The sequence below is a fragment of the Pseudomonas aestuarii genome (genome assembly GCF_027988105.1).
Taxonomy (GTDB): Bacteria; Pseudomonadota; Gammaproteobacteria; order Pseudomonadales; family Pseudomonadaceae; genus Aquipseudomonas; species Aquipseudomonas aestuarii.
On record NZ_JAQJZJ010000003.1, the window covers coordinates 218,769 to 232,451 of the forward strand.

The 13,683-nt window shown below is 60.6% G+C and carries 12 protein-coding genes; 11 read left to right on the forward strand and 1 reads right to left on the reverse strand.

The features are described 5' to 3' along the window. Positions 1-190 precede the first annotated feature (190 nt). Positions 191-1,822: an ATP-dependent acyl-CoA ligase gene (locus PH586_RS07980; protein ID WP_271347529.1), complete on the reverse strand. Its 1,632-nt coding sequence runs from the start codon at positions 1,820-1,822 to the stop codon at positions 191-193. Positions 1,823-2,002: 180 nt separating this feature from the next. On the opposite strand from PH586_RS07980, the gene PH586_RS07985 reads away from it, so the two are divergent. From PH586_RS07985 to PH586_RS08035, 11 genes are all read left to right on the forward strand, one after another. After that, positions 2,003-2,734 (forward strand): TetR/AcrR family transcriptional regulator, encoded by a 732-nt coding sequence (locus PH586_RS07985; protein WP_271347228.1) that lies wholly within the window; start codon positions 2,003-2,005, stop codon positions 2,732-2,734. Between the two features lie 349 nt (positions 2,735-3,083). Then, a complete protein-coding gene (locus PH586_RS07990; protein ID WP_271347229.1) occupies positions 3,084-4,160 on the forward strand; it encodes an amidohydrolase family protein in 1,077 nt (358 codons plus the stop codon). After that, positions 4,160-5,014 (forward strand): fumarylacetoacetate hydrolase family protein, encoded by an 855-nt coding sequence (locus PH586_RS07995; RefSeq protein WP_271347230.1) that lies wholly within the window; start codon positions 4,160-4,162, stop codon positions 5,012-5,014. Before PH586_RS07990 ends, PH586_RS07995 begins: the two co-directional genes overlap by 1 nt. Positions 5,015-5,026: 12 nt before the next feature. Next, positions 5,027-5,932, forward strand: a complete 906-nt coding sequence (locus PH586_RS08000) for a 3-hydroxyacyl-CoA dehydrogenase (protein WP_271347231.1) — start codon at positions 5,027-5,029, stop codon at positions 5,930-5,932. Next, positions 5,929-7,101: a thiolase family protein gene (locus PH586_RS08005; RefSeq protein WP_271347232.1), complete on the forward strand. Its 1,173-nt coding sequence runs from the start codon at positions 5,929-5,931 to the stop codon at positions 7,099-7,101. The genes PH586_RS08000 and PH586_RS08005 overlap by 4 nt, the downstream gene beginning before the upstream one ends. Before the next feature lie 2 nt (positions 7,102-7,103). Then, positions 7,104-7,607, forward strand: a complete 504-nt coding sequence (locus PH586_RS08010; protein WP_271347233.1) for a carboxymuconolactone decarboxylase family protein — start codon at positions 7,104-7,106, stop codon at positions 7,605-7,607. Between the two features lie 177 nt (positions 7,608-7,784). Next, entirely contained in the window at positions 7,785-9,059 is a 1,275-nt protein-coding gene (locus PH586_RS08015) for a cytochrome P450 (protein WP_271347234.1), read from the forward strand. A 166-nt stretch (positions 9,060-9,225) separates the two neighbouring features. Beyond that, positions 9,226-10,533 carry an amidohydrolase family protein gene (locus tag PH586_RS08020; protein ID WP_271347235.1) on the forward strand — a complete coding sequence of 436 codons (1,308 nt, stop codon included), beginning with the start codon at positions 9,226-9,228 and terminating at the stop codon, positions 10,531-10,533. A gap of 106 nt (positions 10,534-10,639) precedes the next feature. Beyond that, positions 10,640-11,788 (forward strand): acyl-CoA dehydrogenase family protein, encoded by a 1,149-nt coding sequence (locus PH586_RS08025; protein ID WP_271347236.1) that lies wholly within the window; start codon positions 10,640-10,642, stop codon positions 11,786-11,788. A 2-nt stretch (positions 11,789-11,790) separates the two neighbouring features. Continuing rightward, a complete protein-coding gene (locus PH586_RS08030; protein WP_271347237.1) occupies positions 11,791-12,864 on the forward strand; it encodes an acyl-CoA dehydrogenase in 1,074 nt (357 codons plus the stop codon). Beyond that, on the forward strand, positions 12,861-13,661 hold the full coding sequence (locus tag PH586_RS08035) for a crotonase/enoyl-CoA hydratase family protein (protein ID WP_271347238.1): 801 nt from the start codon (positions 12,861-12,863) through the stop codon (positions 13,659-13,661). Before PH586_RS08030 ends, PH586_RS08035 begins: the two co-directional genes overlap by 4 nt. Positions 13,662-13,683 lie beyond the last annotated feature (22 nt).

Consider the following 13,683-nt stretch of genomic DNA (forward strand, 5'->3'; position numbering starts at 1 on the left):
GTGTTCGGCGTGTAGCCTGACAGATCGCTGTAGCTCAATTCCGTATCTGCTTTCACTGTTGCGTTTCTGGCAGATGCGGTTGCTCGGCCAACTCCTTTGGCGTTCTTGCACATTAGTGCCCACGAGCATGCCCCCTCTCTCGTTCAAGAGAGAGGGGGCATGGATACGTGTGGCGCGCGGAGCGTCGCCGTCAGAGTTTCGAGACCTTGATGTCGGTGTCTTCGAGGTCCCAAGTGCTGGCTGTTTTCCCTTCGTCGCGCAATTGGTATTTCAGTACCCGGCCTTGCGGGTTCTTCGGCAGGCTGCTGCGGAACTCGATGTAACGTGGCAAGGCGTAGTAGGGCACCGAGTCGGTTGCCCAACGAAATAGCGCTTCCGCTTCGAGCTGTACGCCCTCGTGCAGTACCGCGGTAACCTTGACGTCGTCCTCGCCCTTGTCGGACGGCACGGCATGCACGGCGACTTCCGCAAGCGCGGGATGCACGGCGAACGCGGCTTCCATCTCGAAACTGGAGATGTTTTCACCACGGCGGCGCAAGTAGTCTTTTTTGCGATCGACAAAGTAGAAGAAGCCTTCGTCGTCGAACTTGCCAATGTCGCCGGTGTGCAGCCACATGTTGCGCATCAGCTTCAAAGTGTCTGCCGGGCGCTGCCAGTAGCCCTGGAACATGATGTCCGGGCGTAGCGGCCGCACCACGATTTCGCCAGCGGTGTTGGCCGGGACTTCCACGTCATTGTCGTCAACGATGCGCACATCGAAGTCGGCAATTCTTTTGCCGGAGGAACCTGGCGCAGCATATTCGCCGGCTGCCAGCGAGGTAATCACGCAGGCCTCGGTGAGGCCATAGCCGTTGCCACCGACCAGGCGCGTACCAAAGCGTTCACGCCAGACCTTCTTGGTCTCCTCGGTATAGGGGTTGCCGCGCGCCGTGTGAATCTGGCCGAAGCAGCGCTTCATGGCATCGTTGTCCGGCGCCTGAGCCAGCAGGCCGCCCATGCCGCCGAGGATCGAGGCGATGGTCGCGCCGGAGCGCTCCACTTCTTGCCAGAAGTTGGACACCGAGAAGCGCGGGAGGATGGCAGCACGCGCGCCAACCAGGATGCTGGCGATGATGCTGACGCAGAGGGCGTTCATGTGGAACAGCGGCAACGGCGTGATGGTGACGTCGTTCTCGTTGGCCGGTCCGGCGCGCAGTTGCAGGCGGGCCAGGTTGCACATGAAGTTGTAGCTGATCATGCAGCCTTTCGACGGGCCCGTGGTGCCTGATGTGTAGATAAGGCAGGCCAGGTCGGACGGCTCGGGCTTTGTGGCGAGCGGTGTGTCGTCTTGGCCGCGATGCTCTGCCAGCGGTGCGATCGGGATGCTGCAGGCGCTCGGCGTGTCGAGCTCGCCGCGGTAGAGAATCTGCTTTACCACGGTCAGCTGGTCGGCCAAGGGCGTCATGCGCGCCAGGTAAGCCGCCTCGCAAATGATCAGCGCCGTACCGGTATCGGCTATCTGGTGGCGCAGGAACTCGCCTTTGAGCGCGGTGTTGATGGGCACGCTGACCGCGCGCAGCTTGTTGATTGCCAGCCAACAGACGACCGCATCGATGTTGTTGTCCAGCATGGTCAAAACGGTTTCGCCGCCCTGGACGCCCATGGCGGCCAGGGCGTTGGCCATTCTGGTGGAAAGTGAGTCAACTTCTGAGTAAGTGTATAACTCTCCGCTGAAATCAAGCAGGATTCTGTCCGGATGACTTACTACCGCTCGTTCGAGTGCTGCGATGACAGTGTCTCTTTCGCCCACTGCCCAGGTGTCTGGTTGACCAGTACCGCTCATGACTATTCTCCTATGGAGGCTGCCCAGCCATTGGGAAGCTGCTTTTATTTTGAAGAGAGAATGCGATTCTAGATTCAAATTTATGAAATGTCTTCCTTAAAGATTTGAACAAAAACCGGCTGTCCTGCCTATATCCTGTGGTAATGTCATTTTTTTAAGCTTAAATGAGTATGTTTATCCATGCCCAAGCTCGCCACCCAACCCGATCAAATCGCGCCGGCCAAGCCCAGGAAGAAGAAAATCACTGCTGCTGAGAAACCGGCAGTAGTGGCCAAAAGGACTTCGTCCAAAAGCGCAGGATTATCGACCAATGGTACCCCGGTAAAACCCAATAGACGCTCCGAAGAGACCATCACCAACATTCTGGTGGCGACCGAGGAAGTGGTATTGCGCTCTGGCGCGGATCGCATCTCGATCCTCGATGTTTGTCAGGTCGCGGGCGTCTCACGTGGAACTTTCTACCGCTATTTTTCTTCCCAGGAAGACCTGTTGGATACCTTTTCCCGGCATAAGCGCGATAGTTTCCACAGTTCGCTGACACTGGCCTTGGGTGACCTCACGGACCCCGATGCACGCTTGAATGCACTGATTGCCTACCTGGATGACTATCTGGAGCAAAGCCGAGCGCGGCGCCTGCTGGTAGTGGCTCCGGATTATGCACTGAGCTTCTTTCGACGGATCTTCCACGACTCCATCGTGCGCTTTCAGGATCTGCTGGACATCGTTTTCGACGACTGGGATACCCGCCTCGGTGTCAGGCTCGATCGTGAATTGATCTGCGAAATGATCATCCGTTATGTGCTGAGTGAGATTCTTGTGCCGGAAAGCGCCGGTCGTCGCCTGTTGCCGATTCGCGTGAAAAAACTGGCGGCAGCGTTGGCCTTAGGTTCGACTTCGCGTAACCGTCGCTGATCTCTCCCACGCTTTCCCCCTTGCCCGGACTTTAGCCGCTGCCCTCAGCAATTGAGGGCGACGCGGCGTCCTGGATGCTGCTTCCTCTGTTAAGCCCCTGAGTCGTTGCCTGTCCCGCTCGCGCGTTTGCTTGTCTGTGGTCGCTGCCAGACAGGGCTCTGCCATGGGCTTTCTGTGCGCGCCTGAAAATATATTGAACAGATTTTTGATTTATGATCAGTTTAAACTTATGCTCTGAGTTGACTGCGGGCTCTGTGCGTTTATCTCCACGGTGGTTTATGACCGTTGGATCGTGCTGAAAGCCCCGCGCCACACAACCACAAAAGTGCCAACCTCGAGGTACCTGAATATGCTCATCGACCTTCATGCTCACGCCCCCCATCCCGATTACTACAACCAGCATCCCTATTGGGGGCCGGCCTTTGAGGCCCAGCCCGATGGCGACATCAAGTTGCGTGTGGGTGACTGGATCCTGTCGCTGGGCGCCCCGGAACGTAAGAAGGCGCTGCGTGAGGCCCATGCGCGTGGCGAGACGCTGAACGTTGAAGAGTACATGGCCAAGTGGCGGGACCCGAACAACCGCCTCGCCGCGATGGATGCGGCAGGCCAGGACGCTCAGGTCCTGTCGGTTCCGAGTCACTGTTACATGTACTGGACCGAGGCCGAGTTTGCCGTTCCCTTCGCCCGCAAGGTCAATGACGTGCTGGCCGATTATTGCTCGGCTGCGCCCAATCGCTTGATGTTCTGGGCGCATGCGCCGCTGAACGTGCCACATGAGGCGGCCAAGGAAATCCGTCGCGCGGTGACTGAACTGGGCGCCAAGGGTCTGGTTGCTGGGGGCTCCAATTTTGGCGGCATGGAGTATGACTCGCCGGAACTGGATCCGGTCTGGCAGGCGCTGTGCGATCTCGACGTGCCAATCTTCGTGCACGGTTACAACCAGTCCGTGACCTGGGGCAAAGAAGCCAACACCGACCGTTATGAAACAACCGCTATCGTCGGCATGAACTACGACGAAACCAAGTGCCTGTGGTACCTGATCAACGGCGGTGTGCTGGATCGCTTCCCCAATCTGAAGATCTATATCACCCACGGTGGTGGCTTCGTTCCCTATCAGTTGGGGCGTATGGCGCAGACCAATCCGAACCTGGATGTTTACCACAACAAAAAGCCCTTCCTGGACTACCTGCCCAACTTCTACTTCGATGTGGAGCTGCATGAGCTGCCGATGCGGCAGGCCATGGTCGATGTTATCGGCGCGGATCGAGTTCTTTATGGATCCAACTTCGGTGGCAGCGATGCGGTTCGGCATGACCTGACCGAAGGGCTACGTCTGTCGGATGAAGATCTGCAGAAGATCCGTTGGAAGAACGCCTGCGAGCTGTTGCGCCTTGACCCGGCAAAGGTCGGCAAGGTTGGTGTCTGATGAAACTTGCTCGTTGCTCCTACCATGAAACAGGCTCGTTCTGGGCGGTGGTCGATCCGCTGCGAGATGAAGTACACCCTATAGAAGGGGAGTTCAGCAGCTGGGCGCCCGCCGTTGCCAGAGGGGCCGGGATCAGCGCGTTACGACTTTCCGGGATGACGCTGCCCTTGTCCGAAGTGCACCTGCTGCCACCAATAGAGCCGGTGAACCGGGTCGTGGTGGCGGGCGCCAACTATGCCAAGCACTTGGCCGAAGATTTCGGTCTCGCCTCGCCGGTGCAACCAGTGGCCTTTCTCAAGGCCTATGGTGCGCTGATCGGTGCGCATGACCCGATCCGCTATCCGCCCCTGACCGAAGAACTCGATCACGAAGTGGAGCTGGTGGTGGTAATCGGCAGTGCCGAAGTCGATCTGGAAAACCCCCTCGGCTGCGTGCTCGGCTATACCGTCGGCAACGACGTCAGTTCCCGCGACCTGCAACGCAGCGGTCCGGCGGGTATCGGCATGGACCTGTTCGCCGCCAAGAGCCAGGACCGCACGACCGGTGTCGGCCCCTGGGTCGTCACCAAGGACGAGTTCCCCGAGGGCTCACCCAAAGTGCGCCTGACCCTCAAGGTCAACGGTGAGACTCGCCAGGATGGCTCGACCGCCGAGATGACCTGGGATGTCGGTCAGTTGATCTGCTTCGTCCAGCAGCGTTCCAGTTTTGCCGGTGGCGACATTCTCTTCACCGGCTCCCCCGCTGGCGTGGGGATGGGCACCGGATTGTTCCTCAATCCCGGGGATGTGGTCGAAGCAACGATCGAGGGCATCGGTACGTTACGCAACGTTGTCAGCGAAAAGTCCCGCGTCTAATCGAGAGCGAATATGAGCATGAATAAAGAAGAAAAAGTCGTAGTCGTTGGTGCCGGGCTCATGGGCACCGGCATCGCCCATGGTTTCGCCAGTTCCGGTTTTCCCACCTTGCTGGTGGATACCAATGCCGACTCGCTGACCCGCGCCAGGGACAGCATCGAAAGCATCCTCAGTGCTGGGGTCAAGCTCGGCAAGGTATCCGAAGAGTCTGCGCAAGCATCCCTGGCACGGCTGGTTATCTGTCGTGATCTGAGCGAAGCCGCAATAGACGCGCATTGGCTAGTCGAGACCGTGTCCGAGCAGTTGGCGGTGAAGAAGGCCGTGATCACTCAGGCGGCACCGCTGCTGGCGCCGGGGGCGATCATCGCGACCAATACGTCGGCGTTGAGTGTGACCGAGATCGCCGCTGCAGTGCCCAATCCTGATCGGGTCATCGGTATGCACTTCTTCAATCCGGTGCACAAGATGAAGCTCATCGAGTTGGTGCGCGGCCTGGCCACCAGTGACGAAACCGTGGCCCGCACTCGCGCGCTGTGTGACGCCATGGGCAAGACCTCGATCATCGTCAACGAGTCCCCCGGCCTGACTACCAGCCGCATGTCTGCGCTGTTGGGCAACGAGGCCATGTTCATGCTGCAGGAAGGCACCGCCAGTGCTGAAGATATCGACACCGCCCTGCGTCTGGGTTTCAACCACCCGATGGGGCCGCTGGAACTGGGTGACCTGACCGGCTGGGATACCCGCTTGTCGGTACTGCGCTACCTGCACCAGACCCTGGGCGAGAAGTTTCGCCCGTGCCCGCTGATCATCAAGATGGTTGCGGCCGGTCGCCTGGGACGCAAGACCGGGTGCGGTGTCTACCGCTATGAAGACGGTATGCAGGTGCCGAACTCCGGCCTCAAGGCGAGTGCCCTATGAGCGACGTCGTAATCGTTGATGCCGTGCGTACGCCGGTCGGGCGTTTCCGTGGCAGCCTGGCCGGAGTGCGTGCAGATCATCTGGGGGCGCTGGTGCTCAAGGCGCTGCTGGAACGCACTGGTCTCTCGTCCGCGCAGGTCGATGACGTGATCTTTGGCTGCGTGACGCAGATCGGTGAGCAGTCCGCCAACATTGCGCGCACCGCCTTGTTGGGGGCTGGCTGGCCGGTGAGTATCCCGGGCATGACTCTGGACCGCAAATGCGGTTCGGGCGAGGCGGCCGTGCATGTGGCGGTCGGCGCGATTGCTGCGGGCGCCGCCGATATCATCATTGCCGGTGGTGCGGAAAACATGAGCCGCGTACCCATGGGCAGTAACCGCGAGATCCATGGCGAAGCCTTCGGCTGGATGGCGGCCGAGCGTTACGAACTGATCAGCCAGGGCGAGGCCGCCGAGCGGGTGGCGGACAAGTGGTCGTTGAGTCGCGATGCGCTGGATGATTACGCGTTCGCCAGTCATAGCCGTGCGGCGCAAGCAGCCGATGCCGGGTATTTCGCTAATGAACTGATCTCGGTACCGGTCGCGGAGGTGCGTGAGCATTCGCTCACCGAGCCCGTCGGCATGCTGCTGGCGGACGAGACCATCCGCCGTGACACCTCGCGGGAAAAACTGTCGACCCTGAAAACCAGCTTTCGCCCCGACGCCGGTCGAATCACCGCCGGTAATTCCTCGCAGATTTCCGATGGGGCGGCGGCGCTGCTGCTGATGTCGGCGGATACCGCCAAGCGCCTGGGTCTGAAGGCCCGTGCGCGCATCCGCGCCTTCACCACTGTGGGCGTGGACCCGACCTTGATGCTGACCGGTCCGATCGAGGCAACCAGAAAGGTGCTGGATAAAGCAGGGTTGACGCTCGATGACATCGACCTGTTCGAAATCAACGAAGCCTTCGCCTCCGTACCGCTGGCTTGGATGCACGAGACTGGGGTCGGCCATGACCGGCTCAACGTCAACGGCGGGGCAATCGCCCTCGGTCATCCGCTTGGCGCCAGTGGTGCACGGTTGATGACCACCCTGTTGAACGAACTGGAGCGGCGGGGCGGGCGCTATGGTCTGCAGGCGATCTGCTGCGCAGGTGGTCTCGGCACTGCGACCATCATCGAGCGGATCTGAGCATGTCGCGGATAGCCATGCTCGATCTGGAACAGCTGCCGGTCGAGCTACGCGAGGCGATTGCGCGAGGGCAGGCCAGTCGCATGCTCAGTTCGTCCAAACCTGTTCAGGTTTGGGCGCACCGTCCGCCGGTGGCTCTGGCATGGCTGGCCCTGATGGAGAGCTTTCATTGCGACGGCGTCCTCGACGAGCGCCTGCGTGAATTGCTGCGCTTGAAGATCGCCAGCATCACCACCTGCCAGGCCTGCCAGTTGGCGCGCAAGTCGGACAAAGTCAGCGAGGAAGAAATTGCCTGTCTGGCCAGCGACAGCGAGCACTTCAGTCCCGCAGAGCAAGCGGCCTTGCGCTTCGCCGAGCTGTTCGCCGGCGACTATATGGCGATTGGCGATGAGCATTATGCGCAACTGGCGCAGTACTTCACCTCGGCCCAGGTGGTGGAGCTGAACATGTATTGCGCACTGATGCTTGCCGGTGGTCGCATGACCTATGTCCAGCAGGCCTATTGACGGTTGCGCGGCTTATTCGGGTGTCGATCTATCAGGTGCCTGGCGGCTAATTTCACTGCATTTGGTCAAATTGTAAAAAACCGTTCAGCTAGTGATGGGTTGCGCCTAAGATGACTAGCAATAAGCTGGCCTCTGCGGGCCGCGTCATGGCTATGCACAACAAGAAAGGAGACGAACATGTCCGAACAAGAACAGAGCAAGCTGGAGCAGGTGTTTGCCAATGTGGCGAGCAACTATCGCGGCGCCGATATCGACCTGCATGCCGTGTATCGCGACATGCGTCAAAATTCCCCTGTTTTGCCAGAGAACTTCATGGCGCGCCTGGGGGTGCCCTCGATCGCCGGGCTCGACGTTAACCGCCCGACCTTCACCCTGTTCAAATACGATGACGTCATGGCAGTCATGCGCGATCACGTTAACTTCACCAACGGCTTTATCGCCGAGGGCCTGGGTTCGTTCTTCGACGGGTTGATCCTCACGGCGATGGACGGCGAGGCGCACAAGAACATCCGCAACCTGCTACAGCCGGTGTTCATGCCGGAGACGGTCAATCGCTGGAAGGAGACCAGGATCGATCGTGTCATCCGCGAGGAATACCTTAAACCCATGGTGGCGAGTAAAGGCGCCGACATCATGGAGTTCGCCCTGCATTTCCCGATCCGCGTGATCTACGCACTGATCGGCTTTCCCGAGGACCGCCCCGAAGACATCCAGCAGTACGCTGCCTGGGCGCTGGCGATTCTGGCGGGCCCACAGGTTGATCCGGAAAAGGCTGCTGCCGCGCGCGCTGCCGCCATGGAGGCGGCCAAGGCCCTGTATGACGTGGTCAAGGTGGTGGTGGCGCAACGCCGAGAGGAGGGCGCCACGGGCGATGACCTGATCAGCCGGCTGATTCGCGCCGAATACGAAGGGCGCTCGCTGGACGATCACGATATCGCCACCTTCGTCCGCTCGCTATTGCCGGCCGCGAGTGAGACCACCACCCGTACCTTTGGCACCCTGATGGCCCTCCTGCTCGAGAGGCCTGAGCTGCTCGAACGCGTGCGCAACGACCGCAGCCTGGTGGCCAAGGCGATCGACGAATCCGTGCGTTACGAGCCCGTCGCGACCTTCAAGGTGCGCCAGGCGGACAAAGACATGGTGATTCGTGGCGTGAACATTCCCAAGGGCGCGATGGTGTCGTGCATTGTCAGTTCGGCGAACCGCGACGAGGATGCCTTCGAGAACGCCGATGTATTCGATATCGACCGGCGCGTACGGCCATCCTTCGGCTTCGGTTTCGGTACGCACATGTGTATCGGCCAGTTTGTCGCCAAGACGGAAATCAACTGCGCACTCAATGCCATTCTCGACCTGATGCCCAACATCCGCCTGGACCCTTCCAAGCCCGCCCCGGAGATCGTTGGTGCCCAGTTGCGCGGCCCGCATAGCGTGCATGTGATCTGGGATTAACCTGCTGCGAGGTGCTGCCAGCGCGACGTGTGGCGCGTTCGGCGGCTGGAGGCTCTGGGTAATCCGTTAATTATTTGAACATATATAGAAAATGTGTTTAATTAACCTTCGGTGTGCTCTATGATCGTTAGCACAATCAAGAACCCGAAAGCGAAGGGGAAAAACAATGAAAGTTGAAGATCTGATACTCGTCAGCGTCGATGATCACGCGATTGAGCCGCCAAATGCCTTTGCTCGCCATATGCCGGCGCGCTTCAAAGGACGCGAGCCGCATGTGGTCAAACGTGACGAGCGCGACGTCTGGGTGTTCGAGGAGCAGGCCACCGGTTACATGGGGCTCAACTCCGTGGTTGGTCGCCCAAAAGAGGAATACGGCATGGAGCCGCTGGGCTACGAGCAGATGCGTCGTGGTACCTGGAGCATCAAGGACCGTGTCGACGACATGAACGCCAATGGCGTGCTGGGCTCGATGTGCTTCCCTACGTTTCCTGGTTTCGCTGGGCAGCGTTTTCAGACGCATACCGATCGCGCCGTGTCCCTGGCCGCCATTCAGGCCTACAACGATTGGCATTTGCACGATTGGTGCAACGCCGCACCGGGGCGTTTTATCCCCTTGATGCTGGTGCCGTGGTGGGACATGCAGGCCGCTGCTGCAGAGGTCGAGCGCCTGGCCAAGCAGGGCGTGCATGCAGTGTCGCTGTCTGATAACCCAGCGATTCACGGCTTCCCGTCGATTCACAGCGATTACTGGGATCCGTTGTGGAAAGCCTGTTCGGATAACAACGTCGTGATCTGCTGCCACATTGGCACCGGTGTGAAGGCGAACCATGCCTCCGACCTGTCGCCGATCGATGCCTGGATCACGTCCATGCCGATCTCGATTGCCAACTCGGCGGCCGACTGGATCTGGGCACCGATGTGGAAGAAATTCCCAAATCTGCGCATGGCATTGTCCGAGGGCAGTATCGGCTGGATTCCTTATCTGTTGGAGCGAGCGGACTTCACTCACCGTCACCACAACGCCTGGACCAACTCCAACTTCGACGGGCAGATGCCGAGCGATATCTTCAAGAAGCACTTCGTCACCTGCTTTATCGAAGACAACTTCGGCTTGCAGAACCTGAAGTTCATGAACGAAGAGATGGTTACCTGGGAAAGCGACTACCCGCACTCCGACTGCACTTGGCCGAATTCGCCAGAATCCGCCTGGGAAGGGTTGCAGCACCTGTCCAAAGAAACCATCGACAAAGTTACTCACCTCAATGCCATGCGCGAGTTCTCCTTCGATCCGTTCTCCATCCATGGTCGCGAGAACTGCACCGTTGCCGCACTGCGTGCCAAGGCGACGCATGTCAGCATCGAACCTGCACTTGGTCTCGGCGGTGCCGACCATGGGCGCAATGACGGCAAGCCGGTTACCTCGGGCGACATCAATGCGATGTTCGAGAAGGCTGACGCCGGTACTGCGCTTTAAGGTCTAGCGAAGCCCCTCCCGCTGTCCACGGCGGGAGGGTAGGCAGCCTCGACTTGCCTGGTTGCCGCATGGCGATCGGGCCTCGTGCCCAGTTTAGAGAGCACACATGTCTATCACTCAGTTCACTTACAGCAGAATTCCCGCCGAGGCAGAGTCACTTCGCCACGAGGTGCGCGAGTTCCTACAGAACAATCTCGGCGACTACCCGAGAACCGCCAGGGCACAGTCCTGGATGGGCTTCGATGCGAACTTCAGCCGCAAGCTCGGTGCTCGTGGCTGGGTCGGCATGGCGCTCCCCGAGCAATACGGTGGCGCGGCGGCGGGGCCGTTCGCCCGCTACGTGATCATCGAGGAGCTGCTGGCCGCCGGTGCACCGGTTTCGGCGCATTGGATAGCGGACCGGCAGAGCGGTCCGTTGATCAACCGCTTTGGCAGCGAGGCGCAGCGAGAACGCTATTTGCCGCCGATCTGCCGTGGCGAGAGCTACTTCTGTATCGGCATGAGCGAGCCGAATTCCGGTTCCGACCTGGCCTCGATCAAGACCTCGGCCACGCGTAACGATGGCGGCTGGCTGCTCAACGGGCAGAAGGTATGGACGACCAATGCCCAGCACGCACACTTCATGATTGCCCTGGTGCGGACCGGCGAAAAACAGGCCGCACGCCACGAAGGCATGTCGCAGTTCATCGTCGACCTGAGCCTGCCGGGCATCACCATCCGACCGATTCGCGACCTGGCTGGCGGCGAGCATTTCAATGAGGTGTTCTTCGACAATGTCCAACTCGATGCCGACGCGTTGATCGGTACCGAAGGCAAAGGCTGGGATCAGGTAACGGCAGAGCTGGCCTTCGAGCGCAGCGGTCCGGAGCGCTTCCTCAGTTGCATCGAGCTGCTCAAGACGCTGATCAGCGCCGTGGGTCGCCATCCTGATGCCTTGCAGAGTCGTGAAATCGGCCGTCTCAGCGCCAAGTTGCTGACCCTGCGCAACATGTCGCTGTCGGTGACCGCACAGTTGGCGGCGGGTGAACACCCGGCCTGGGCTGCCTCCTGCGTGAAGGACTTGGGCAACCTGTTCGAGCAGGAGATTCCCGAGGTCGCGCAACTGCTGCTGGAGGCCGAGCCCCGTCAGGCGGGCGGCAGCGAGCATGCCCAGGTTCTCGCCTACCTGACCCAAATGGCACCGTCTTTCTCACTGCGCGGAGGCACCCGCGAAATCCTGCGCGGCATCATCGCGCGCGGAATGGGGTTGCGATAATTATGCGAGAACTATTCGAATCGACCATCGAGCGTCTGCTCGCCGACTTTGCCACGCCGGAATACGTGCTCGGCTGCGAAGGCGGCGAGTGGCCGGCCGAACTTTGGGCGGCTGTCGAAGCATCCGGCTTCACGCTGGCGGCCGTACCGGAAACCCTGGGTGGCGCCGAGGCCGGCTGGGCCGACCTCTACGTGTTGGCCCGCGCGGCGGGCCGCTTTGCTGCACCGATCCCGTTGGGTGAGGCACTATTGGGCAACTGGTTGCTCGGCAAGGCGGGCCTTGAGGCGCAGACCGGCATTCTTAGCTTCGCCGCGGAGGCCAGCCTGAGCCTGCGTGATGGGGCAGTGGATGGGGATATGCATGACGTGCCCTGGGGCCGCCATGCACAAACTCTGGTGGCCATCGCCGATCGCAACAGCGCGACGCCGAGCGTGGTGCTGCTGTCCACCGCCAGCGCTGCCAGCCAGACGCTGAGCCTGAATGTGGCCGGCGAACCGCGCGACAGTCTGCACTTCAGCGGTGCCCAGGTGCTGGCCTGTGCGCCTCTGCCCGAGTCGCTGTCGGCCGACGTGTTGCAGTTGGGCGGCGCACTGCTGCGTTCGGCGCAGATCGCCGGCGCGCTGCATGCGCTGTTGGACATGACCTCGGGATACGCCCGCGAGCGCACCCAGTTTGGCCGCCCGATTGGCGCCTTCCAGGCGATTCAGCAGCAGCTAGCGGTGTTCGCCGAACAAGCCGCAGCGGCGGGTATTGCCGCGGAAGCCGCCTTCGCCGAGTCGGATACGGTTTTTGCCACCTTTACCATCGCCGCCGCCAAGGTCAGTACCGCCGAAGCCGCCAGTGTTGGCGCTGGGATCGCGCATTCGGTGCACGGCGCCATCGGTTTCACCCAGGAGTACTCGCTGCACCTGTTGTCGCGACGCCTATGGGCGTGGCGCAGCGAATACGGTTCGGCGAGCCTGTGGAGTCAGCGCATCGGTCAGATGGTCTGCGGGGCGGGTGGCGAAGGCTACTGGTCGCTGTTGACCGGCCACGCCAGCCAACAGCTAGCTACTCTTGAGAGGAAATCGGCATGAGTGCCTTCCTGCAGATCGAGCGCGATGGCGGCATCGTCACCGTGCGTATGAACCACCCGGAAACACGCAACGCGCTGACTTCACCGGAACAGATCCAGGAGTTCGTTGACCTCTGTGCCGAACTGCGCCGCGATCATTCGGTAAGAGTAATGGTGCTTACCGGCAACGGTAGCGCCTTTTGTGCCGGTGGCAACGTCAAGGACATGCGCGAGCGCGGTGGAATCTTCGCCGGTTCGCCGTATGAATTGCGCAATAACTACCGCGACGGCATCCAGCGCATTCCGCTGGCGCTGTACGAGCTGGATATCCCGGTCATCGCCGCGGTCAACGGTCCGGCAATCGGCGCCGGTCTGGACCTGGCCTGTATGTGCGACATTCGCCTGGCTTCCAGTAAGGCGTTGTTCGCGGAAAGTTTCGTGCGCCTGGGGATCGTTCCCGGCGACGGTGGTGCCTGGCTGTTGCCGCGCATCATCGGTATTCCCAAGGCCAGCCTGCTGGCCTTCACCGGCGACACCATCGACGCCGCCAAGGCGCTGGACTGGGGGTTGGTGGAGCAGGTCTGTACTCCTGAAACCCTGCAGGCCGAAGCGCACGCGCTGGCTCAGCGCATAGCCAGCAACCCCGGCCATGCCCTGCGTCTGTGCAAGCGCCTGCTGCGCGAAGGCCAGCACATGCGTCTGGATTCGCTGCTGGAGCTGTCTGCCGCCTATCAGTCGCTGGCCCATCACACGGAAGACCACCATGAGGCCGTCGGCGCCTTTATGGACAAGCGCAAGCCTGACTACCAGGACCGTTGAGACCACCAACCGAATTTGGAGT